This window comes from Pseudomonas silesiensis, assembly GCF_001661075.1.
GTDB classification, from domain to species: Bacteria; Pseudomonadota; Gammaproteobacteria; order Pseudomonadales; family Pseudomonadaceae; genus Aquipseudomonas; species Aquipseudomonas silesiensis.
In genome coordinates this window covers 1,989,920-2,013,664 of record NZ_CP014870.1, presented here as the reverse complement: position 1 = coordinate 2,013,664, position 23,745 = coordinate 1,989,920, and the positions used below count along the sequence as shown (strand labels likewise).

Sequence of the window (23,745 nt, the reverse complement as noted above, 5' to 3'; positions counted from 1 at the left end):
ACCTTGTCGGTGAAAAGAATTAACGGTGTTCGAGGGCCGAAGGCAGTGCCTCGGCCGGCTCGTCGGATACGGGAAGCGGGAACCGCCAGGCACAGGGCAATGCCAGCAGGATGAGGATGCCGGTGGCCATGAACACCTCGCTGATCGCCCCGGGGCTGGCCATCGAAACCGCCCCGCCCCCGGCCTCGCCCGCCAGGCGGAACTCCAGCCACAGCGAAGCGACCACGATGGCCAGTGACGACACGAGGCGGCGCGAGATGTTGTTCATCGCCGCGCCCTGGGTGACCATCGGTTCCGGCAGCGCATCGAGTCCGGCAGTGGTGATGGGGAGATAGGACAGGCCCAGCCCGGCGCCCCGGACCATCATCAAAATGAACACCACGGCGATTGAAGCGCTGGCATCCAGCAGGCCCAGGCCCAACGTGGCGCCACCGGTCAACAGCAACCCCCAGAACACCACCCCACGCGGGCCGTGACGGTCCAGCCACTTGCCGCCGAGATGGCCGAACAGGCTGGCGAACAGGGCCGTGCACAGCAGCGACAGGCCGGTCCAGATCGCGCTGTAGCCCATCACCATCTGCACCAGCAGGGGCAGCAGCACCAGGCACTCGAACATGCCGACCGACTGCACCACGGCGATGATCACGCTCAGGCGATAACCGCGCAGGGCAAAGATGCGCAGATTGAGCAGCGGTGCGGTGCGGTTCAGCTCCAGGCGCACAAAGGCAACGAGGCACAGGATCGCCACCAGCAACAGCCCGAGATTGAAAGGATCGGCCAGGGCCTCGGCGTGACGCAGGCGACCCACGGCGACCATCAGCAGGCCGATACCCGTCGCGATCAGCAGGTAACCCGCCAGGTCGAAGGGCTTGCGTTCCGACGGGGCAGAAGCCGGCAGCACGCCGACGCCAAGCACCAACGCCAGCAAACCGATGGGCACATTCATCAGGAACAGCGAACGCCAGCTGAACCACTCCAGCATCAGGCTGCCGCACAACGGCCCCAGCGCCGGTGCGAACATCACCGCCGCGCCCCACAGGCCAGTGACCCGGCCCCGCTCGCCCTTGGCGTACACCGAAAAAATGATCGCCAGCGACAGTGGAATCATCAGCCCGCTGGCGATGCCTTGCACCACCCGCGCGGTGATCACCAGGGCGATGGAGTTGGCCAGGGCTCCCAGTAGCGAGCCGCAGACAAACAACGCCACACCCCACAAATACAAGGATTTTCGGCCCATGCGCTGGCTGAGAAAGCTGGTGAGGGGCATGGTCATGCCCATGCTCACCATGAACGCGGCGACGATCCAGGTGGCCAACAGCGGGCCGATGTCGAAGGCCTCCATGAACGCCGGCAGCGCCGGATTCAGCGAACTGTTGTTCAGGCTGACCGTCAGCGTACCCAACAGCACATTGACCACCACCAGCCAGCGCGGCACGGCAAAGGTCAACCCCACGATGCGACTCCGGCCTCTTGCACGAACACCTGGGGCGGTCGCGGATGACAGAGGAAATCGGCATGGGAGATGTTGTAGCCGTAGGCGCCCGCCAGCGGCAGCACCAGCATGTCGCCGATCTCCACCCCGGTCAGCGGGCAGTCACGGCTGAGCACGTCCTTGGGCGTACAGAGTTGCCCGACGACGGTCCAGTCCTGCCGTGTCGCCGCCGGTGTCAGGCGATGTCGGGGCAGATGAATGACCGGGTGATCGTGCCCCTGGGCCACCGGCAGCCGGAACTGATGGGTGCCGCCGCGACAGACCAGGAAGTGCTTGCCGTGACTGGTTTTGCTGTCCAGCACTTCGATGGCGTAATAGCCGCAGAAGGCGCTGATGAAACGACCGGGTTCGAAGCGCACGACGGGCGCATCGGCACAGGCTGCCAGGCTCCGTCCCAGGTGTGCGCACAGGCGCTGCCAGTCGAATTGCTGCGGGCCGAGGTAATTGACCCCCAGGCCTCCGCCGACATTGAGGTGAGTGATGGCTGCAGGGTCGGCCGACAACGCCTTCCATTGCGGCCAGCGCTGCAGAAACAGGTCGAGCAGCTGTTCGTGGCGCTCCACCTGCAACTGATGAGACATCGCATGCACGTGGAAACCCTTGAGCCGCAGATGGCTGGCGTTATCGACCCCGCTCACGGCCCGGGCCAGTTCCGACTCGTCGATCCCGAAGGGCGTGGCGGTGCCGGCCATTGCCAGTTTGCTGGACAGCGGCGACGGCAGCTCGGGATTGATCCGCAGCAACACGTCCTGCACGCGCCCCGCTTCCAGTGCCAGCCGTTGCAGGCGGACGATTTCATTCAGGCTTTCGATGTGGATCGCTTCGACCTGATGCTGCAGCGCCGCACGCAGATCGGAATCCAGTTTGCCGGGGCCGGAGAAGATGAACGGCTTGCGCGTCGGGCAGGCCTGGAGGCGATCGATCTCGCCCCCGGAGGAAATCTCGAACCCGTGTACCAAGGGCGCCAAGGTGGCGAGGATCTGCGGCTCGCTGTTGGCCTTGATCGCGTAGTAAAGCTCCACCCCTTCAGGCAGTGCCGCCATCACCTGCGTCACATGCCGCTGCAGCGCATCCAGGTCATAGATGAACAGGGCCAGGGGATCTTCCTGCCGTGCATGGGCTTGATCGATGGCGGCCACCACCGTTGCGGGCAGCTTATCCATGCTGGACCTCCTTGCCCCACGGGGACACCAGGTTGACGTAGCCGGCCTGGCGATCGGCCTTGGCGGCCAGGCGCACTCTCAGATTGGTCTTGCAGGCGATCGGCTGACCGGCGATCAGCGCATCCAGCTCCGGTGCGGCACGGGTCAATTCGGCGCGGATGCTGATCAATTGCTGCTCGACTCGTTGCCACATCAGCGGCGCCAGGTGCGGCCGCTCCCAACTCAGGGCCAGCACCGCCTCGGACAGGTTGTTGACGAACAGGCAGTAAACGATGCGATTCCAGCCCTGCTGCCGGGAATAGAGCAGCGACTCACGCACCCGGGGATGAACCTCGGCGTCGATCCGCGAAGCACCCAGTTCACCGGTCAGCTTGACCCCTTCGAAGTCCCGCAGCAGCAGGCGTTGCGGGCGACCGTTGTCATGCACCAGCACGCTGTTCTGCAGATGCGGTTCCATCACGATGCCGTGGTTGAAGAACAGCGCCAGCACCGGCCGCAGCAACAGCGCCTGATAGTCGTCGAACCAGCTCAACAGCTGTTGATCGAGGAGGTCGTCGCCGTTGAACCGGCTGAGAAACTCGTGCACCAGCGGCCGCAGATGCAGGCCCCGGGCAAACAGCGTACCGGCCATGATGCTGCAGTCGGTGCCGGTGTCGAGGCAGAAATTCTCCCGCAGGATCGCCCCGGTCTGTTCGCGGAACCAGTGGCTGTCGGCTTCGCTGGCCTGGTGCGGTGCCCAGCTCAACAGGCCCGGTTCAGCCACCACCGACAGCCCGCCGAGCGTCTCGGGTTGGGTCAGTTGCAGGTTGCGGAAGATCCGGTCGATCAGCAGCGCGCTTTCCAGTTCGTACCAGGCGTTTTTCCTGACGCAATTGGTGATGCGTACGTTCAGCGAACCCTTGATGAAAAAATCATGGCCCTCGATGTACCAAGTGCGGATGGACGCGGTGGGATTGGCCATCAAGCCCGTGGCGCCCAGATCGACGATCGCCGCGGATTTCAGCAAGCGCTGCACCCGGGCGTCCTGCATGAACAACTGCGCCTGGACCGGGTGCATGCAGATCACGGCGTGCCCGGGCCGCGCCTGGGCCTGATCGGCAAAACCGGCCAGCACCTGGGCTTTGCTCAGGCCGTTGGCGCCGACGCTCAGCCCTTCCAGCGGCACCTCGAACAGGTGCAAGGGCGTGCGGGCCTGGAATTCCGGCGCGTAGGTTTCCTGGGCCAGATGCGCCGGCCACAGGCGCGCCTTGGGTGCCGGGTGATTCGGGTGGCCGAACCACAAGCCCTGCTCGCTGGCCAGGTAGCCGCTGAGCGGGTCCGGGTCCATCGGTGAGTTGTGACCGACGATGGCCGCGGTCAGCAACTGGCTCTGCAACACCTGGTCCAGCAACTCGTCGTTGCTGGCGCGGGTCATGTGTTCGCACGCCGCGAGCATCTGCTCGACGAATTCGGCGAACCTCAGGCTCGACCAGTCGCCCTCACCGCGCCGGGCGTAGACATCCGACAGGTAACGATGGCTGCCCAGACCGTCACGGCGGTCCACCATCACGAAGAACTGCTGCCGGTTGGGCAGCTTGATGGTCAGGGGAATGCCCTTCCATTCCAGGCCCTCGAGATAACTGCCCGGGGCAATGCCTTGCATCTGCGTCGGCCAACTGTAACTGAGGCAGTTTTCCGGCAAGGCGAACTCTTTGATCAAACAATTAAGCAACGCGCAGGTCGTCGCCAATTCACTGACCATGTTCGATAAAACAGTGCGATCTGGATGATTCATGGGTGCTCCACAGTAGCCCTGTGAGGTCACTGGATACGTTATAGGGCGAATAGATGAGTGAATGATCGACAGATTAAACAGTCGACAAAACCCCACGTAACGAAATCACTTCACTGAACCTTTCATATAATCAGACGACCAAAGTAGCTGGCGCCACTGTCATTAACCTTCAATATGACTGGCGACTAATGCAACTCCGATTAGTTCATTCAAGTGCGCAACTGCACCACCGCTGCAGCCACGGCGTTATCAAAACGCTGAATCACTTGCCGGCATTGTTCATCGTCGATAATCAACGGCGGCAACAAGCGGATGACATTGCCCTTGCGCCCGCCGCGTTCCAGCAACAGGCCTTGTTTGAAGCACTGTTGCTGGATGGCCGCGGCCAGCGCCGGGTCCATCGGAAAATGCCCGAGGCGATCGGCCGGCTGGCGCTCGTCGACGATCTCGATGCCCAGCATCAGGCCACGCCCGCGCACCTGGCCCAGGGCCGGGTAATGCGCCTGCAACTCGACCAAGCGGTCCGTGAGCCACTGACCTTGACGCTCGGCCCGGGCGGCGAGGTTTTGCTGTTGCAGCACCTGCAACGTCGCCAGCCCGGCGGCCATGGCCATCTGGTTGCCGCGGAAGGTGCCGGCGTGATTGCCTGGCTCCCAGGCGTCGAATTGCCGACGGATACCCAGCACCGCCATGGGCAAACCGCCACCGACCGCCTTGGACATGACGATCAGGTCCGGCTCGATGTCGGCGTGCTCGAAGGCAAACATCTTGCCGGTGCGGCCGAAGCCGGTCTGCACTTCGTCGAGGATCAGCAGGATCCCGTGCTTGCGTGTCACCTCGCGGATCGCCCGCAGCCAGCTCGCCGGGGCGCAGTTGACCCCGCCCTCGCCCTGCACCGCTTCCAGGATGACCGCCGCCGGCAGTGACACGCCGCTTTCGACGTCTTCGATGAACTGGGTGAAATAGTGGGTCAGGGCCTCGACCCCGGCCTCACCGCCGATGCCCAGCGGGCAACGATATTCGTGGGGATACGGCATGAACTGCACCCCCGGCATCAGGCTGGCGATGGCGTTTTTCGGCGCGGTGTTGCCGGTCAGGGCCAGGGCGCCGTGGGTCATGCCATGGTAGGCCCCGGAGAAGCTGATGACGTTGCTGCGACGGGTATAGGTCTTGGCCAGTTTCAGCGCAGCCTCCACCGCATCCGCCCCGGACGGCCCGCAAAATTGCAGGCAGTAATCACGGCCCTGGTTCGGCAACAGGCTGAGCAGGGTTTCGCTGAAAGCGTCCTTGACCGCGGTGGTCAGGTCCAGCGTGTGCATCGGCAGGCCTGAAGCGAGGAAGCTGTCGAGGCTGGCCATGACGGCCGGGTGATTGTGGCCCAGGGCCAAAGTGCCGGCACCGGCCAGGCAATCGAGGTAAGTGTGGCCCTCGACATCAGTGACCCAGAGCCCGTGTGCCTTGGCGATGGCCAGCGGCAACTTGCGTGGGTAACTGCGCACATTGGATTCGAACTTGCTTTGTCGAGCCAGATAGTCGGCATTGGTTTTTTGCAGTGGTTTAGAGTGCAATACGCCATCATTCAACATCGGTTCACCCTCGTTAAATTCGATATGCAACTTATTCTCATTAACAAGTTGTTGCAACTCATTCTTGGTCATTATTTGGATATTGATCTATAGCGACTGGAACTACTTTTAAAAACGATCAGACACGCCAAAGACCAAGTTAATGAACCTGGTATGAACTCCGAAAAGTGCCATGATCCAGCCATGACCTTGTAATGCAATAACAGCTGCGATAGAGGTCGCCGACAGACAGCAACTTATCCGCAAGTGTCTTGATCGTTATTTAACTGACGATGTGCATAGATTCTTCCTCTATACGAATCCATCCAACGAAGACGCCCCGCTCCCTGGGGCGCATGTATCGGGCCAATCAGAAGTCGACAGTGGCCGAAAGCAGGTAGGTGCGGGGGGTCGACAGCGTCAAGCCTGGCTCGCTGTCATCCGAGGCGCCGGCCGAACTCCAGTAGCGCTTGTCCGCCACGTTCTCGATGTTGGCCCGCAGGGTGACGTTCTTCTGCTCGACCTTGAACGCATAGCGTGCGCCCACGTCGAAACGCTCCCAGGAATCGATTTCCTTGTTGTTGGACTGGTCCAGGTACTGCGAGCTGGAATAGATGCCGCGGCTGGTCAGGGTCAGGCCCTGGACGTTCGGCACGTCCCATTCGGCGCCGAGGTTGACGTTATATTTCGGCGTGGCCGGTGCCCGGTTGCCGTCGAAGGTGCCATTGGTGGTTTCCTTCAACTTGCTGTCGATGTACATGACACCGCCGAGCAGGCGGAAACCGTCGAGCGGTTCGCCGAACACGCTCAGCTCCACACCCGTGTTCTCGCGCTTGCCGTTGGGCCCGAAGACCCGCGTGGTGGCGTTGGTCTCGTAGGCCGGCTGCTTGATCCGGAACACTGCGGCGGTCACGGCGAATGCACCGGCGTCATACTTGGCACCGACCTCGACCTGGCGGCTGATGAACGGCGGGAAGATCTCGTCCTCGTTCACCGAGGTCGATGGCGCGATCTTGCCCTGGCTCAGGCCTTCCATGTAGTTGGCATACAGCGACAGCTTGTCGGTCGCCTTGAACAGGATGCCGCCCGACGGCGAGACCTTTTCCTCATCGTAGGCGGTGTCGCCTTTGACGTTATCCGCCCAGTCGTCAACCTTGACCCGCTGCCAACGGGCGCCGAGGGTCAGCAGCAGCCGGTCATCGAAGAAGCCGAGGGTGTCGGACAACGCCACGCCGCTGAAGCGGTTCTCGGTGTAGACCTTCGAATCCTGTCGGGTCGGGGTGTTCGGGGTGGGTGTTTCCACCGGGTTGTAGATGTTGCTCGGGGCCGCGCCATAACGGGCACCACCGTTTTCAAAGTCCATGTAGAAGTAGCTGGCGGCCAGGTTGACTTCGTGGCTCACCGGGCCGGTATGGAACCAGTTGCGCACCCCTGCCGTGGCCGTCCGCACATTTTCGTCCCGGGTAAAATCACGGGGTTGCACGCTGAAATCGCCGGCGTCGTTGGTGACCGCAACGGCATGGCGCAGGAAGTCATGATTACTTTTGCGCGCACCCGCACCGCCGTACAGCATGACGGAATCGTTGACATCGTACTCGGCGTTCACAGTGCCGAAGGTGTCGTTGGTGCTCGCCTGGCTCCAGGGCTGCGCATAGTTGCGGCGCACATCGCCGGCCCGGGGGACCTGCGCGTTGGGGCCGACCTGCACCCGTTCCTGGGGGGCGTCGGTGTCACGCTCGGTGCGCCCGATGTCCGTCGACAGTCGCAGGCGCTCACCGCGAAAATCCAGGCCCAGCACGGCCATCTCGCGGTCGACATTCTGGTGATCCCATTCGGTATCGCCGGACTGCTTCACGCCGTTGAAACGCAGGCCGAACTTGTTGTCTTCACCAAAGCGCCGGCCGACATCCACGGCACCACCGACCTGGCTGTCGGACGCGTACATGCCGGTAAACGAGGTGATGGGCTTGTCGGTCGCGCGCTTGGGCTCCACGTTGATCCCGCCCCCCACGCTGCCCCGTGGCGAGATGCCGTTGATCAGCTGGCTCGGGCCTTTGATGACGTCGACGCGGTCCGCCATCTCCATGTCGATCGAATAGGTCGGCAGGATGCCGTACAGACCGTTGTAGGCGACATCGCTGTTGAACAGGCTCAACCCGCGAATGGTGAACTGCTCATAGCGCCCGCCCGCCGGGTTGGTGGCGCGGACCGAGGGATCGCTGGCGATCAGCTCGCCCAGGGTTCGAGCCTGCTGGTTCTTGACCGCTTCACTGGTGTAGGTGGTCACGCTGAAGGGCGTTTCCATGAAGTCCCTGGAGCCGAGCAAGCCTTGGGAACTGCGGCGCGCGACCTGGCCGCCGGCATAGACATCGCCGCCCTCGCCGCCCGTGGCGCCGAGAATCGAGGTGGGGGCCAGTTGCAGGCTACCGCCTTCCGGCGCCGGGGTCAGGATGTAAGCTTGTTCGCCCACCGGCTGCAATTGCAGGCCGGAACCCTGCAGCAACCGGGCAAAGCCCTCCTCCACTGCGTAGTCCCCCGACAACCCGGGACTGTTGCGACCGCTTACCAGCGCCGGGTCCACCGACAGGTTGACTCCGGCCAATCCGGCGAAGCGGGTCAACGCGGCGCTGAGGCTGCCGGCGGGCACCTGATAACTGCGACGAGGAGAATCTTCGGCATAGCTGACCGCGACGAATAAAGGACAGGCACCCAGACTCAACAGCAGACTCAGGTGCAACAACGGGCGCAGCCTGGAAGAAGCCAGACGCGTACTGCAGGCCATCACTGGAAGCATTGAGAATCTCTCTGATTTCGTTTCACATGCCTTGAATGACAAGCGGAGCGAAAAAAGGGGACACGCCTCATGCCATATTTTTGCGCGGCAATAAAGTCACCCAGTACCGGGTGCGCCTATGCACCTCCAGCGGCAAGCTGGCGGCCAGCAACGACAGGATGCGATCGGTGTCTTCCAGACGGAAACTGCCGGTGACGCGCAGGGATTCGAGCGCCGGCTCCCAGCGCAACACGCCCGGGCGATAGCTGCTGAGTTCGCGCAAAAAATCCCCCAGGGGCTGGTTCTGCGCCATCAGCACGCCGTCACGCCAGCCTGGGGCGAGCACGTCGAAGGGCTCCACCGCATCTGCACCCGCCGCCAGCAGGCTGACTTGCTGGCCGGCGCCCAACGAAAAAACCGGACCGCGCAACGGCTGCAACTGCACCGCGCCTTTGAGCACTGAGACCCGGCAACCCGTCTGTCGCTGACGAACGCATACCTGCCCCTGACTGACGACCACTTGCCCGAACTGCGTCTGAACCGTCAGCGGCGAGATCCCGGGCACGTTCAGCGCGATTTCGCCTTCCACCAGGGTCAGTCGCCGGTTCTGCAAGTCGATGTCGACGGCACTCGCCGTGTTCAGTTGCAGCGAGCTGCCATCGGCCAACTGGACCTTCTTGCCCTCCCCGGTTGCGGTTCGCAGGTCGGCGCGCCACACATCCACCGGAAGCTGTCGACTGATCAGCCAGGCGGCCGGCACCAGCGCCACCGCCCCCACAGCACGCTTGAGCACCTTGCGCCGACTGGCCTGAGGCCGATCGAGACTGGCCATGGCCAGTGTCGACGGGAGGTCGGCAAAGCGTTGGCGCAACAGCTGGGCCTTCTGCCAGGCGTGTTCGTGACTGGGGTGGCTGTCACGCCAGTGCTGCAGATTGGCCCGGTCACGGTCACTGGCGGCCCCCGATTCCATGAGTGCAAGCCATTGAGCGGCGGCTCGCACCACCTGGCGAGCTTCGGCCGAAGGGGGCGAACCTGTCACCATTCCACCAGCAGGCAATGTTCGTAGGCTTGGGCCATATAGCGCTTGATCGTGCGCTCGGAGACTTGCAGGCGCTCGGCTATCTCGGCGTAACCCAGGCCTTCCAGCTGGCTCCAGAGAAAAGCCCGTCGCACCGCGACCGGCAAGCCATCGAGCAGTTCGTCCAGGGCTTGCAGCGCTTCCAGCAGCAACCAGCGTTGCTCGGGGGACGGCACACACTCTTCCGGCAACAGCATCAGGGCATCGAGGTAGGCCTGCTCGAGACTGCGACGCTTGTAGAAGTTGGCGAGCAGCCGCTTGCCGACGGTCGCCAGATAGGCGCGGGGTTCCTGCAGCTCGGCAATGCGCTGGGAACTGGCAAGCACCCGCAGGAAGGTATCCTGGCTCAGGTCCGCCGCGTCGCTGCCGTTGCTCATGCGTCGCCTCAACCAGCTTTCGAGCCAGCCACGATGGTCGCGGTACAAGTCGTGGAAATGTTGCGCCGCCGGCATCGCTGCTTCACTCATGTCAAGGAACCCTGCGCAGGAAATATTTTAAATGCGACTCATTCTAATTAGTGTTGTTGCTGCAAACCAAGCCTTTTATACGGTTTAGCGCGGGGAAACAGTGGCTGACGTGAAGGAAAGACAGGCCCATTGGGCTCACAGGCCCCGACTGGTCAGGTCTGTGCACGCTGGAGAAGCCGCATTGAGAAAGACAGGATCATCGCGCCTAACGGATCGACGGGCATCAAGCGGTTAGGCGGCAGGAGGGAAATGCAGGAAAAAGCCAAATCGCAGACACAAAAAACCCCGGCCTTTCGACCAGGGTCTTTGCTATCGACTCGAATCAGATACTGGCTTGCCAGCAATCTTTTTCGTAGCGTCAAGGCGTTCAGTGGGCCTTGATGCAGATATGGCGCAGCGGACGGGACTCGAACCCGCGACCCCCGGCGTGACAGGCCGGTATTCTAACCGACTGAACTACCGCTGCGTATCGCTTTGGACTTTCGCCCAAGTAACTCGTGTGACTGGAAAGCTTCGAGGCTTTTCAATCTCGGGCCAGGTAATACCTGACTCGCAAATATGGCGCAGCGGACGGGACTCGAACCCGCGACCCCCGGCGTGACAGGCCGGTATTCTAACCGACTGAACTACCGCTGCGCGTCGGTGGAGGCTTTTCAGCTTCCTTCTTGCTTACGCAAGACTCTCAAGAAGTGGTGGGTGATGACGGGATCGAACCGCCGACATTCTGCTTGTAAGGCAGACGCTCTCCCAGCTGAGCTAATCACCCTTTGCTTCTCTGAGGCCGCGAAATTTACGCACCTAACGAAGCTAAGTCAATAGCCTGCTTGAAGTTTTTCTGAAAAAGACAAAATCGTGTCATTTCGCAAGATGATGGCATTACCCACAATCATCCTTTTGCAGTCAGATCGCCTTCGCGGGCAAGCCCGCTCCCACAGGGATCTCCGGTGTGCACACTTTTTTTCACACCCAGGAGAACCCTGTGGGAGCGGGCTTGCCCGCGATGGCGGCGGCACAGTCAACACAAATGCTGGCCAGGTCGATGGGGATTTATTCGCTGTAAATCATCTTCTTGGTCATGCCACCATCCACCACGAACTCCTGCCCCGTGACAAACCCGGCATTCCTCGACAGCAACCAGGCCACCATCGCCGCCACATCCTCCACCGTCCCCACCCTGCCCGCGGGATGCTGGGCATGGTCGGCATCGGTCAGCGGCTCGGCACGGCGCACCGACGGGTCCCGCGCATCGATCCAGCCCGGGCTGACCGCGTTGACGCGGATTTCCGGCCCGAGGCTGATCGCCAACGCGTGCGTCAGGGCCAGCAGACCGCCCTTGCTCGCCGCGTAGGCCTCGGTGTCGGGTTCCGACTGCCCGGCGCGGGTCGAGGCCAGGTTGACGATCGCACCGCTGTGAGCGCGCAGGTACGGCGCACAGTGCTTGGCCAACAGCATCGGCCCGCTGAGGTTCACCGCCAGCACTCGGTTCCAGTACGCCAGATCGAGGCTTTCCAGGGTGATGTTGTGCGGATCGGCCACCGCCGCGTTGCACACCAGCGCATCCAGGCGCCCGAATTGCCCCAGCACCTCGGCAACGCCCAGCGCCACCTGCCCTTCGTTGGAAACATCCATGGCGATGAACCAGGCGTTGTCGCCCAGCACCTTCGCCACTTTCGAGCCGCGCACCCGGTCCAGGTCGGTCAACACCACTTGCCAGCCTTCGCTGATCAGCCAGGCCGCAATGCCCAGCCCGATGCCGCGGGCGGCACCGGTGACCAGGGCGACGCGGCCGTTGGTGCCCGTGCCCGGCCTCGACAGTTCGATCACAGCGCCGCCAGGCCGCGCGCCAGATCGGCTTGCAGGTCTGCCACGTCTTCCAGGCCGACCGCGATGCGGATCAGGCTGTCACGAATGCCCGCGGCTTCACGTTCCTGCGGCGCCAGACGGCCGTGGGAGGTGGTGCTCGGGTGAGTGATGGTGGTCTTGGTGTCGCCGAGGTTGGCGGTGATGGAAATCAGCCGGGTCGCATCGATAAAGCGCCAGGCGCCCTCTTTGCCGCCCTTGACTTCAAAGCTCACTACCGCGCCGAAGCCCTTCTGCTGGCGCAAGGCCAGTTCGTGCTGCGGATGGCTCTGGAGGCCGGCGTAATGGACTTTCTCGATGCCGTCCTGCTGCTCCAGCCATTCGGCCAGTTGCTGGGCGTTGGCACAATGGGCCTTCATCCGCAGGCCCAGGGTTTCCAGGCCCTTGAGGAAGATCCAGGCGTTGAACGGGCTCAGGGTCGGCCCGGCGGTGCGCAGGAAACCGACCACTTCTTTCATCTGCTCGCTGCGACCGGCTACCACACCGCCCATGCAACGGCCCTGGCCGTCGATGAACTTGGTCGCCGAGTGCACGACGATGTCCGCGCCCAGCTTCAGTGGCTGCTGCAATGCCGGGGTGCAGAAGCAGTTGTCGACCACCAGCATCGCGCCTTTGGCGTGAGCGATGTTCGACAGTTCGGCGATGTCCACCAATTCCGCCAGCGGGTTGGACGGCGACTCGACGAACAGCAATTTAGTATTAGCCTTGATTGCCGCATCCCAGCCGGACAGGTCCGCCAGGGGCACGTAGTCGACTTCGATGCCAAAACGCTTGAAGTACTTTTCGAACAGGCTGATGGTCGAGCCGAAGACGCTGCGCGACACCAGCACATGATCGCCGGCGCTGCACAGGCTCATCACCACGGCCATGATCGCGGCCATGCCGGTCGCCGTGGCCACCGCTTGCTCGGCGCTTTCCAGCGCGGCGATACGCTCTTCGAACGCACGCACGGTCGGGTTGGTGTAGCGCGAGTAGACGTTGCCCGGCACTTCCCCGGCAAAGCGTGCCGCCGCGTCGGCAGCGGTACGGAACACGTAGCTGGAGGTGAAGAACATCGGATCACCGTGTTCCGCTTCCGGCGTGCGGTGCTGACCGGCGCGGACGGCCAGGGTATCGAACGCTACGCCTTCGAGGTCGCTGTCCAGCCGACCGGCATCCCAATCCTGACTCATGCTGTCACTCCTTGCCTTGCTCGGTAGTAGATACAAAACCGGCCTGGAGGGGCACACCCGTTACTGTAGGAGCGAGGCTTGCCCGCGAAGGCGGTATCACATTCAACATCATTGTTGCCTGTGATGCCGCCTTCGCGGGCAAGCCTCGCTCCTACAGGTGCAGGCCGGTAGAAGCTTAGTTGTTGTACAGATCGATGATCGCACTGACCGCCTGGGTCTTGACCTTGGAGGCGTCGTTACGGGCCTGCTCGATCTTGTTCAGGTAAGCCTCGTCGACGTCGCCGGTCACGTACTGGCCGTCGAACACCGCGCAATCGAACTTCTCGATCTTGATCTTGCCGCCGCCGACCGCTTCGATCAAGTCAGGCAGGTCCTGATAGATCAACCAGTCGGCGCCGATCAGGTCGGCCACGTCCTGGGTCGAACGGTTGTGGGCGATCAGTTCGTGGGCGCTCGGCATGTCGATGCCGTAGACGTTCGGGTAGCGCACGGCCGGTGCCGCGGAGCAGAAGTAGACGTTCTTGGCGCCGGCTTCGCGCGCCATCTGGATGATCTGCTTGCAGGTGGTACCGCGAACGATCGAGTCATCCACCAGCATCACGTTCTTGCCGCGGAATTCCAGTTCGATGGCGTTGAGCTTCTGGCGTACGGATTTTTTCCGTGCGGCCTGGCCCGGCATGATGAAGGTCCGACCGATGTAGCGGTTCTTCACGAAGCCTTCGCGGAACTTCACGCCCAGGTGGTTCGCCAGTTCCAGGGCCGCGGTGCGGCTGGTGTCCGGGATCGGGATGACCACGTCGATGTCGTGATCCGGACGCTCGCGCAGGATCTTGTCGGCGAGCTTCTCGCCCATGCGCAGGCGCGCCTTGTACACCGAGACGCCGTCGATGATCGAGTCCGGACGCGCCAGGTAGACGTGTTCGAAGATGCACGGGGTCAGGGACGGGTTGGTCGCGCACTGGCGGGTGTGCAGCTTGCCGTCTTCAGTGATGTAGACCGCTTCGCCCGGCGCCAGGTCGCGAATCAGGGTGAAACCGAGCACGTCCAGGGACACGCTTTCGGAGGCGATCATGTACTCGACGCCTTCGTCGGTGTGACGCTGGCCGAAGACGATCGGGCGGATGCCGTGCGGGTCGCGGAAACCGACGATGCCGTAGCCGGTGATCATCGCCACGACCGCGTAGCCGCCGACGCAACGGTTGTGCACGTCAGTGACCGCGGCGAACACGTCTTCTTCGGTCGGCTGCAACTTGCCGCGTTGGGCCAGCTCGTGGGCGAACACGTTGAGCAGCACTTCCGAATCGGAATTGGTGTTGACGTGGCGCAGGTCAGATTCGTAAATCTCCTTGGCCAGCTGTTCAACGTTGGTCAGGTTACCGTTGTGCGCCAGGGTGATGCCGTAAGGCGAGTTGACGTAAAACGGTTGGGCTTCGGCCGAAGTCGAGCTGCCCGCGGTCGGGTAACGCACATGGCCAATGCCCATGTGGCCGACCAGGCGCTGCATGTGACGCTGATGGAACACGTCACGTACCAGGCCATTGTCCTTGCGCAGGAATAACCGGCCATCATGGCTGGTCACGATACCGGCAGCGTCCTGGCCGCGGTGCTGGAGGACGGTTAGCGCGTCATACAGCGCCTGATTGACGTTCGACTTACCGACGATACCGACGATGCCACACATGCGACGCAACCCCTACTTAATGGATCTGAACTGAACACAACTCACTGAGGCGTTTTGGCCGTCGGCAAGAGGTGCTCCTTGAACGGTATCTCAGCGGGTACGCTGATACCGCTGGCAAGCCACTGACTGCTCCACCCGAGAATCAGGTTTTTGGACCAGTCTGCGACCAATAAAAACTTTGGCACGAGTTGCGATTGTTTCCACCACTCGTCCTGCTGTACCGGGCCCAGGCTCAACAGCCCGACCGCCACGACCACCAGCAACACGCCACGCGCGGCGCCGAAGGCCATGCCGAGGAATCGATCGGTCCCGGACAACCCGGTGACGCGAACCAACTCGCCGATAAGATAATTGATCATTGCGCCTACGATCAGCGTGGCGACAAACATGATGGCACAGCCCGTGATCACACGAGCCGATGGCGTTTCGATGTACCCGACGAGATATTCGGACAATGCACCACCGAACAACCAGGCGACGACTCCTGCGATGATCCAGGTCACCAGCGATAATGCTTCCTTGACGAAGCCGCGGCTCAGACTGATCAATGCGGAGATGGCGACGATTGCAACGATCGCCCAATCAACCCAGGTAAATGGCACAGTGCAGCCTACAGACGGATAAGGCGGCGCATTTTAGCAGAGCCCATGCTTATCGGTAAGCTGCGATTGTCCGTGCATTTCAAATCGGGGCGATAGTTTTAACCCCGTTCCGGCTGGAAACGCACCACAAAGCCCTTGAGGTTCTGCTGGCGACCCAACAAGTCACGCAGGCGATCGGCTTCCGCGCGCTCGATCAGCGGCCCGACGAACACCCGATTCTTGCCGTCGGCCGTGCGGATATAGGCGTTGTAGCCCTGGCTGCGCAGTTTTTTCTGCAGGCTTTCCGCACTGGCCCGGTTCGCCAGGCTGGCCACTTGCACCGACCAGCTGACCGACAGGCCATTGGCATCGACCCGGCTCTGGGTGGTATCGGGTTTGCCCGATGCACCCGGCCCGGCTGTGATCGGCTGGGACGGCGCAGTGGTCGGCCGGGTCATCGGCACAGGGGCTGGAGGCGGCGTGACCGGCTTGGCGGCCGGTGCCGGCGCTACGGGCGCAGTCGGTGCAATCGGCGTCGACGGCTGTTCCTGACGGGCGATTTCTTCGTCGCTCGGCACCGGCTCCTGCGGCAAGGCTTGCGGCTCGGGTACCACCACCGGCTCGACCTGCACTTGCGGCACTGCAGGGGCTTGCGGGGCCGCCGGCGCTTCGACCGTCACCTGACGCTGTTCGTCCTGGCGGGAAAACAGCATCGGCAGGAAAATCACCGCCAGCGCCACCAGGACCAGGGCGCCGACCATGCGCTGTTTGTATGCCTTATCCAGCAATGCCATTTGCCGCGTCCTCCGTGGAGCGCCGGGCCAGCCATTGCAGGGCCTCGGCGACACAATAAAATGATCCGAACAACAGAATCTCGTCGTCGCTCGATGCCAGTGCGCACTGCCCTTCCAGGGCGGCGGTCACACTGTCATAAGACGTTACCGATGCACCGAGGTTCTGTAACGCCTGGTGCAAATCGCCGACCGGTCGTGCCCGGGGCGAATCCAGTGGCGCGACGGCCCAATGCCCGACACTGGCATTCAATTCGCCGACAACACCCTCCAGATCCTTGTCCGCCAGCAAGCCGAACACCGCCAGGCGCTTGCCGGCCGGTGGCTGGCTGGCCAGGCGCCGGGCCAGATACTCGGCCGCATGCGGATTGTGCCCCACATCCAGCAACAAGTTCAGGCGCTTGCCCTGCCAGTCGAACTGGCGGCGATCGAGACGACCGACCACCCGCGTCGCTTTCAGGGCAGCCTTGATCTGCGCATCCACCCAAGGCAGGCCGAGCAGCAGATAGGCTTGCAGTGCCAGCGCGGCGTTTTCCATCGGCAGATCGAGCAGCGGCAGATCACGCAGTTCGACCACCCGCCCTTGCGCGTCCAGGCCGCGCCATTGCCAGGCGTGATCGGTCACGCCCAGGTCAAAATCGCGGCCCCGCAGGAAAAACGGGCAACCGAGCTCCCGCGCCTTGTCCAGCAGGATTTGCGGAGGATTCAGGTCGCCACAGAGCGCAGGCGCGCCCTGGCGGAAGATACCGGCCTTCTCGAAGGCCACGGACTCACGGGTATCCCCCAGATAGTCCGCATGGTCGACGCCGATGCTGGTCACCAGCGCCATGTCGGCATCCACCACGTTGACCGTGTCCAGACGCCCGCCCAGGCCGACTTCCAGCACCACCGCATCGAGACCGGCCTGTTGAAACAGCCAGAATGCCGCCAGGGTGCCCATTTCGAAGTACGTCAGGGTCGTGTCGCCACGACCGGCCTCGACGGCCACGAAGGCCTGGCACAGCTCGGCGTCAGTGGCTTCGACGCCATTGACCTGCACCCGCTCGTTGTAGCGCAGCAGGTGCGGAGAACTGTAGACCCCGACTTTCAGGCCTTGCGCCCGCAGCAGCGAGGCCACGAACGCACAGGTGGAACCCTTGCCGTTGGTGCCGGTAACCGTGATCACCCGAGGCGCCGGCTTGCCCAGTCCCATGCGGGACGCTACCTGTTGCGAACGCGCAAGGCCCATGTCGATGGCCGAAGGGTGCAACTGCTCGAGGTAGGCGAGCCATTCGCCAAGGGTACGTTGGGTCATATGTTGGCAGGCACCGGTGGAACAACGATCGGTTCGATGGGGGCGGCGACGAATTGAGGCGTCGGCAGGCCCATCATTTGTGCCAGCAGGTTGCCCAGGCGCGGACGCAGCTCCTGACGGTGGATGATCATGTCGATCGCGCCGTGCTCCAGCAGGAACTCGCTGCGCTGGAAGCCTTCCGGCAGTTTTTCACGCACGGTCTGCTCGATCACGCGTGGGCCGGCAAAGCCGATCAGGGCCTTCGGCTCGCCGACGATCACGTCGCCAAGCATCGCCAGGCTGGCGGAAACACCGCCGTAGACCGGGTCAGTCAGTACGGAAATGAACGGAATGCCTTCTTCACGCAGACGCGCCAGTACCGCGGAGGTCTTGGCCATTTGCATCAGCGAGATCAGGGCTTCCTGCATCCGCGCACCACCGGAGGCGGCGAAGCAGATCATCGGGCAACGGTGTTCCAGGGCGTAGTTGGCGGCGCGAACGAAGCGCTCGCCGACGATCGCGCCCATCGAACCGCCCATGAAGGAGAATTCGAAGGCCGACACCACCACCGGCATGCCCAGCAGGGTGCCGCTCATGGAGATCAGGGCGTCTTTTTCGCCGGTCTGCTTCTGGGCAGCGGTCAGGCGATCCTTGTACTTCTTGCCGTCGCGGAATTTCAGACGGTCGACCGGTTCCAGGTCCGCACCCAGTTCGGCACGGCCTTCAACGTCGAGGAAGATGTCGATGCGCGCGCGGGCGCTGATACGCATGTGGTGGTTGCACTTGGGGCAAACGTCCAGGGTCTTTTCCAGCTCCGGACGATACAGCACAGCCTCGCAAGACGGGCATTTGTGCCACAGACCTTCAGGCACCGAGCTCTTCTTGACCTCGGAACGCATGATCGAAGGGATCAGTTTGTCTACTAACCAGTTGCTCATGCTTTCTTTCTCCAGTACCGGCGGCCCGAACGCTCTGGTTCGCAGCCCCGCGTATGCCCTTGAGCTAAATTCATGTGTGCGGCGATGATCGATGGGTTGCCGGATCAGCGAGATGCGACCTGCGTACAACCCAAAAACCCCTCAGCCATGCCTGTGGACGGCGGCAGCCTGCCAGCCGTCACATCATCGTATGTACCGCCTTGATGAACGCCCGGATCTTTGCGTGATCCTTGATTCCCTTGCTCGCCTCTACCCCGCCACTGACATCCACGGCATAAGGCCGAACCCGGGCAATGGCCTCGGCGACGTTGTCCGGCGTCAAGCCGCCCGCCAGGATAATCGGTTTGCTCAAGCCTTGCGGTATCAGAGACCAATCGAACGCTTCCCCGGTTCCGCCCGGTACGCCTTCGACGTAGGCATCCAGCAGAATCCCGCTGGCACCTGGAAACGCCTCGCAAGCCGCCGCGATGTCATCCCCGGCCTTGACCCGCAGCGCCTTGATATACGGACGGTGCCAGCCTTCGCAATCGGCCGCGGTTTCGTCGCCATGGAACTGCAACAGATCCAGCGGCACGGCGTCGAGGATTTCCCCCAACTCGCAGCGGCTGGCGTTGACGAACAAACCCACGGTGGTCACGAACGGCGGCAGCGCCTTGATGATCCTGCGCGCCTGCTCGAACGTCACCGCCCGCGGGCTTTTGGCGTAGAACACAAAGCCGAGGGCGTCGGCCCCGGCCTCGACCGCGGCCAACGCATCTTCCGTGCGGGTAATCCCGCAAATCTTGCTGCGAACGGACGACATTTCGAGACAACCCCACGGCAAATCCGAGAAAGTCCCGGATGGTAACAAAAGCGTTCGCAGGCGTCAGCCGTCAAGTTCCGAGAAGCCGGTCAGGAAGTGCGGCCCGATGTAACGCTCGGGCAGCTGGAACTCGTCGCGGTACTCGACCTGTACCAGGTACAAGCCGAACGGGTGCGCCGTGACCCCGCCGGAGCGGCGAATGCGGCTTTCCAGGACTTCTTTCATCCACTCGACCGGGCGCTCGCCGGCACCGATGGTCATCAGCACGCCGGCGATGTTGCGCACCATATGGTGCAGGAAGGCACTGGCGCGGATGTCCAGCACGATCATCTTGCCGTGACGGGTGACGCGCAGGTGATGCAGTTCCTTGATCGGCGATTTGGCTTGGCACTGACCGGCGCGGAAGGCACTGAAGTCATGGGTGCCGACCAGGTATTGCGCCGCCTCGGCCATGCGCTCGACGTCGAGCGGACGGTGGTTCCAGGTGACCTCGTCATTCATGTGCGCCGGACGGATCTGATCGTTGTAGATCACGTAGCGATAGCGTCGGGCGATGGCCTTGAAGCGCGCATGAAAATGCGCCGGCATGACTTTTGCCCAGCTGACACTGACGTCGTGGGGCAAGTTGATGTTGGCGCCCATGACCCAGGCTTTCATCGAGCGCTCGACCGACGTGTCGAAGTGCACGACCTGACCGCAGGCATGCACGCCAGCATCGGTGCGCCCGGCGCAGAGCAGCGACACCGGGGAATCGGCGACTTTGGACAGGGCCTTTTCGAGGGTTTCCTGCACGGTGAGCACGCCGGAGGCCTGGCGCTGCCAGCCGCGATAGCGCGAGCCCTTGTATTCAACACCCAACGCGATCCGGAAAAAGCCGTCGGCCGCCATTTCGGCGGCCGGGTTATCTATATTTGCCAAGGAGTGACAGCCTGCTGATGTGCGCAAAGGCGGGCATTATAAGGCTGCTGGATCGGGATGCCAGTGTAACTGTCGATACTGTGTTGAATGTACCGGCCCCATCGCGGGCAAGCCCGCTCCCACAGGTTTCATTGGTGTACATAAACTTTGGGCTCGACACCGACCACTGTGGGAGCGGGCTTGCCCGCGATGGCGGCCTGACAGTCGCCATCTCATCACCCGCAAACAAAAACGGCAGCCCCAATGGGCTGCCGCTCAGTTCAAGCCTTATTAATCAATCACGCCAAACGCGAAAGCAGCTCCCTGGCCTCATCCTTCTGCTCCGCATCACCCTCGTTCACCACCTCATTGAGGATATCCCGCGCACCATCGGCATCGCCCATGTCGATGTAGGCCTGGGCCAGATCGAGCTTGGTGGCGACTTCGTCGGTACCGGACAGGAAGTCGAATTCCGGCTCGTCATCCGCCGAGGCCAAGGCATCTTCGGCGGTGAACGTCGGCTCGCCCAGGCTCTGCGACAGACGATCCAGCTCGGCATTGACATCAGTGAGCTCGGTCGAAAAGGCGTCCGGAGCGGCAGCAGTGTCCATTTCATCGGCCAGGGACAGGTCGAAGTCGGCCGGCAGTTCGAGATCGTCCGGCGCCATTGCCGGAGCCGCCGGCGCTGCAGCAACAGAGGGATCCTTGCCCTCGTCATCCAGGTTCAACAGGAAATCGTCTTCGGCCAGGATCGCCGGCGACGCCTCGCCACCGAGGTCCATGTCCAGATCGAAGTCCGACAGGTCGTCGAGGTTTTCCCTGACGTCTGTCTGTTGTTGCAATACCGACTCGAAGCTCAAGTCGTCATCCGCTGGAAAATCATCCAGTTCGGCCGCCGCGGCCGGAGTCAATGCAACCGGCGAAGTCGCAGGGCTTCGTGGCTCATCCAGACTTGGATCGAAAGCACTGTCGAAGTCATCGGACACCGCTGGCGCCGCAACAGGACTTTGTGGCTGATCCAGACTCGGATCGAAGGCACTGTCGACGTCATCGGACACCGCTGGCGCCGCAACGGGACTTTGTGGCTCATCCAGACTCAGATCGAAGGCACTGTCAAAGTCATCGGGCACCGCTGGCGTCGCAACAGGACTTTGCGGCTCATCCAGACTCAGGTCGAAGCCATTGTCGAAGTCATCGGACACCACTGGCGTCGCAACAGGACTTTGCGGCTCATCCAGACTCAGGTCGAAGGCACTGTCGAAGTCATCGGGCACTTCTGGCGCCTGCGGGTCGTCCAGCAGCAACTCCCTGACGTATTGCGCGTCCAGCTCGGCAGCCATGGAGGCAGCGGCGATACCGCCGACGGCCATGGCCGGGAAGCGGTGCTTCAGCTGTTCGACCCGGGCAAAGTTTTCGCCGTTGGCCACCAGCTTGCGTTCCTGGGCGACAAAGGCGGTACGGTTGCCCTGTTGGCCGTAGACTTCCATCAGCTTCAGGCGCAGGTCACTGCGTTGCGGTTCGAACTTGATGCTGTCTTCAAGCAGCGCGGCAGCCTGGTTCAAGCGACCGGCGGCATAATGCGTATGCGCCTTGCGCAGTACATCGTCATCGTGGCGATCGACGGCGGGCGATACCAGCGGCGCGGCAATCGGCGGCGTGACCACGACCGGAACAATCAGCGGAGCGGGTGCAGGCTTTGGCACTGGCGTTGGCACCGGTGCCGGGGTCGGCGCTTGCGCGGTATCGAGCTTCACGCTCGGCGGTGGCACTTCCAGGCCTTCGAAGCTGTCTTCCAATTGATCCTGTTCGGCAGGATTTTGCTGCTCTTCGGCCAGTTCCCGGGCCATGCGCACGTGTTTCTCGGCTTCTTGCTGCGCTTTGCGGCGACGCGCCAGCAATAGCAGCAACAGCAGCAGGACCACGGCCCCGCCACCCACCAGCCCCATCAACACCGGATTGGTCAGCAGCTCGTTGAATTTTTGCTCGTCGGACGTTACCGGCGTCGGCTCCACTGGCGTTTCGGCCGGTGCCGCTGTGGTCTCGGGAGCAGCCGGCGCAGCTTCGGATGCAGGCGCAGGTGCGGCCGCATCCGCTTGCCCAGGCGCTGCGCCAGGTGTATCTGCATTCGCTTGCCCGGGCGCTGCCGCGGGATCGGCGGAGATTGCCGCAATGGCCGCCGCATCAGCCGGAGCGTCCGCGGCGCCTTCGGCCTGCAGCTTGGCCAGTTGATTGTTCTTCAGTTCGATCAGGCGTTGCAGCTTGTCCAGCTGGCTTTGCAGATCGGTCATGCGGCTTTTCAGTTCCTCGTTGTCACGACGGGTCGTGTCGAGGCTTTCCTGAGTCATGGCCAGCTTGTTGTTCAAGGCCTTGGCGTCGCCTGCGGCACCTTTGCCACCGGCCTTGCCAGTCTCGGCGGACACCAGGCTCAAATTGTCCCTGGGGGCTTGCCCGGCTGCGCCTTCACCACGCGGACGGTTGGTGGCATCGAGTTGCTGCTGCCCTGCCCCGGTCTTCGGCACATAGCGCCGGCCCTGACGCCACGCCGAGTTCTGCGCGGCCACTTCGGCAATGGCTTTGTGCTGCGGCAGGCTGGCGCTCTGGGCCTGATCCGGCAGCCGCAAGACCTGACCGGTTTTCAGTCGGTTGATGTTGCCGTCGATAAAGGCATCCGGGTTCAGCGCCTGGATGGCCAGCATGGTTTGCTGGACCGAGCCGCCGTTACGCGCCTTCGCCGCGATTTCCCACAGGGTATCCCGTGGCGTGGTGGTGTATTGGCCAGGCTCGGTGGCACCGGCCACGGGGGCGGTGACGGCAGACGTCGGCGCCGGCTGCGCAGCTGCATCGGCGGTTTGCGGCGAGAACCTGGAAGGGTCGAGCAGCACGCTGTAATCGCGCAGCAGACGGCCGTTGGGCCACATGACCTGAACCAGGAATTTCACCATAGGTTCGGACAGGGGCTTGCTGGACGTCACACGCAGGACGCTTTTACCGCTGGGGTTGAGCACGGGGGTAAAGCTCAGGTCGTCGAGAAACGCCTGGCGGTCGACCCCGGCCTTGGCGAAATCTTCCGGCGAAGCCAGGCTCGGCACCACGTCGCTAGCGGTGAGTTCCTTGACGTCGAGCAATTCGATTTCCGCCACCAGCGGCTGGTCCAGCGTCGATTTCAGGGTCAGCTCCCCAAGCCCGAGCGCATGCGCCACACCGGAGGACAGCGCCGAGGCGGCCGCTATTGCTAACACCAGTTTGCGAACTTGAACCATAGCCTCATCCTTTGTTTGAACATTCCTCGGCCAGCGAGAAGGTGTTGATAGTCGCTGCCGCAAGGCATTGCGCGCGGCAACGAGGAGTCGTCGCGCGCGGTCGTTTCATTCATGCCGGGGGAAAGCCCCCGCAGGGTGGCTCGCCTTCAGCAGTCCGGACCAAGCATAGCGTTGGCTG

General features: G+C 62.7%; 17 protein-coding genes and 3 tRNA genes. All 20 read right to left on the bottom strand.

The window, feature by feature from the left end; all coding sequences use genetic code 11:
- Positions 1-19: 19 nt before the first annotated feature.
- On the bottom strand, positions 20-1,447 hold the full coding sequence (locus PMA3_RS09140; protein WP_064680647.1) for a DHA2 family efflux MFS transporter permease subunit: 1,428 nt from the start codon (positions 1,445-1,447) through the stop codon (positions 20-22).
- Complete coding sequence (locus PMA3_RS09135) at positions 1,444-2,655, bottom strand: type III PLP-dependent enzyme (protein ID WP_064676846.1); 1,212 nt, start codon at positions 2,653-2,655, stop codon at positions 1,444-1,446. The genes PMA3_RS09140 and PMA3_RS09135 overlap by 4 nt, the downstream gene beginning before the upstream one ends.
- On the bottom strand, positions 2,648-4,429 hold the full coding sequence (locus PMA3_RS09130) for an IucA/IucC family protein (RefSeq protein ID WP_064676845.1): 1,782 nt from the start codon (positions 4,427-4,429) through the stop codon (positions 2,648-2,650). The genes PMA3_RS09135 and PMA3_RS09130 overlap by 8 nt, the downstream gene beginning before the upstream one ends.
- Before the next feature lie 209 nt (positions 4,430-4,638).
- On the bottom strand, positions 4,639-6,015 hold the full coding sequence (locus tag PMA3_RS09125; protein ID WP_064680646.1) for a diaminobutyrate--2-oxoglutarate transaminase: 1,377 nt from the start codon (positions 6,013-6,015) through the stop codon (positions 4,639-4,641).
- Positions 6,016-6,364: 349 nt separating this feature from the next.
- Entirely contained in the window at positions 6,365-8,788 is a 2,424-nt protein-coding gene (locus PMA3_RS09120) for a TonB-dependent receptor (RefSeq protein WP_064676844.1), read from the bottom strand.
- Positions 8,789-8,855: 67 nt separating this feature from the next.
- Positions 8,856-9,809: a FecR domain-containing protein gene (locus PMA3_RS09115; protein ID WP_064676843.1), complete on the bottom strand. Its 954-nt coding sequence runs from the start codon at positions 9,807-9,809 to the stop codon at positions 8,856-8,858.
- Positions 9,803-10,312, bottom strand: coding sequence for a sigma-70 family RNA polymerase sigma factor (locus PMA3_RS09110; RefSeq protein ID WP_064676842.1), 510 nt, complete (start codon positions 10,310-10,312; stop codon positions 9,803-9,805). The genes PMA3_RS09115 and PMA3_RS09110 overlap by 7 nt, the downstream gene beginning before the upstream one ends.
- Positions 10,313-10,701: 389 nt before the next feature.
- Positions 10,702-10,778: transfer RNA gene (locus tag PMA3_RS09105), tRNA-Asp, on the bottom strand.
- 93 nt (positions 10,779-10,871) lie between these two features.
- A tRNA-Asp gene (locus PMA3_RS09100) sits at positions 10,872-10,948 on the bottom strand.
- A 54-nt stretch (positions 10,949-11,002) separates the two neighbouring features.
- Positions 11,003-11,078 (bottom strand) — tRNA-Val (locus PMA3_RS09095).
- Between the two features lie 281 nt (positions 11,079-11,359).
- Complete coding sequence (locus PMA3_RS09090; protein ID WP_064676841.1) at positions 11,360-12,136, bottom strand: SDR family oxidoreductase; 777 nt, start codon at positions 12,134-12,136, stop codon at positions 11,360-11,362.
- The gene (locus tag PMA3_RS09085) at positions 12,133-13,344 is read right to left on the bottom strand and encodes an O-succinylhomoserine sulfhydrylase (RefSeq protein WP_064676840.1); all 1,212 of its coding nucleotides are present in this window, start codon (positions 13,342-13,344) and stop codon (positions 12,133-12,135) included. The genes PMA3_RS09090 and PMA3_RS09085 overlap by 4 nt, the downstream gene beginning before the upstream one ends.
- A 175-nt stretch (positions 13,345-13,519) precedes the next feature.
- Positions 13,520-15,025, bottom strand: coding sequence for an amidophosphoribosyltransferase (purF, locus tag PMA3_RS09080; RefSeq protein ID WP_064676839.1), 1,506 nt, complete (start codon positions 15,023-15,025; stop codon positions 13,520-13,522).
- Between the two features lie 41 nt (positions 15,026-15,066).
- Positions 15,067-15,627 (bottom strand): CvpA family protein, encoded by a 561-nt coding sequence (locus tag PMA3_RS09075; protein WP_064676838.1) that lies wholly within the window; start codon positions 15,625-15,627, stop codon positions 15,067-15,069.
- A 98-nt stretch (positions 15,628-15,725) separates the two neighbouring features.
- A complete protein-coding gene (locus tag PMA3_RS09070) occupies positions 15,726-16,400 on the bottom strand; it encodes an SPOR domain-containing protein (protein WP_064676837.1) in 675 nt (224 codons plus the stop codon).
- Positions 16,384-17,691 carry a bifunctional tetrahydrofolate synthase/dihydrofolate synthase gene (gene folC, locus PMA3_RS09065; RefSeq protein ID WP_064676836.1) on the bottom strand — a complete coding sequence of 436 codons (1,308 nt, stop codon included), beginning with the start codon at positions 17,689-17,691 and terminating at the stop codon, positions 16,384-16,386. Before folC ends, PMA3_RS09070 begins: the two co-directional genes overlap by 17 nt.
- Positions 17,688-18,608 carry an acetyl-CoA carboxylase, carboxyltransferase subunit beta gene (accD, locus tag PMA3_RS09060; protein WP_064676835.1) on the bottom strand — a complete coding sequence of 307 codons (921 nt, stop codon included), beginning with the start codon at positions 18,606-18,608 and terminating at the stop codon, positions 17,688-17,690. The genes folC and accD overlap by 4 nt, the downstream gene beginning before the upstream one ends.
- A 178-nt stretch (positions 18,609-18,786) precedes the next feature.
- Positions 18,787-19,410 (bottom strand): phosphoribosylanthranilate isomerase, encoded by a 624-nt coding sequence (locus PMA3_RS09055; RefSeq protein WP_064676834.1) that lies wholly within the window; start codon positions 19,408-19,410, stop codon positions 18,787-18,789.
- Between the two features lie 63 nt (positions 19,411-19,473).
- Entirely contained in the window at positions 19,474-20,298 is an 825-nt protein-coding gene (gene truA / locus PMA3_RS09050; protein ID WP_064676833.1) for a tRNA pseudouridine(38-40) synthase TruA, read from the bottom strand.
- A gap of 308 nt (positions 20,299-20,606) precedes the next feature.
- Positions 20,607-23,567, bottom strand: coding sequence for a FimV/HubP family polar landmark protein (locus PMA3_RS09045; protein ID WP_064676832.1), 2,961 nt, complete (start codon positions 23,565-23,567; stop codon positions 20,607-20,609).
- Between the last annotated feature and the right edge of the window lie 178 nt (positions 23,568-23,745).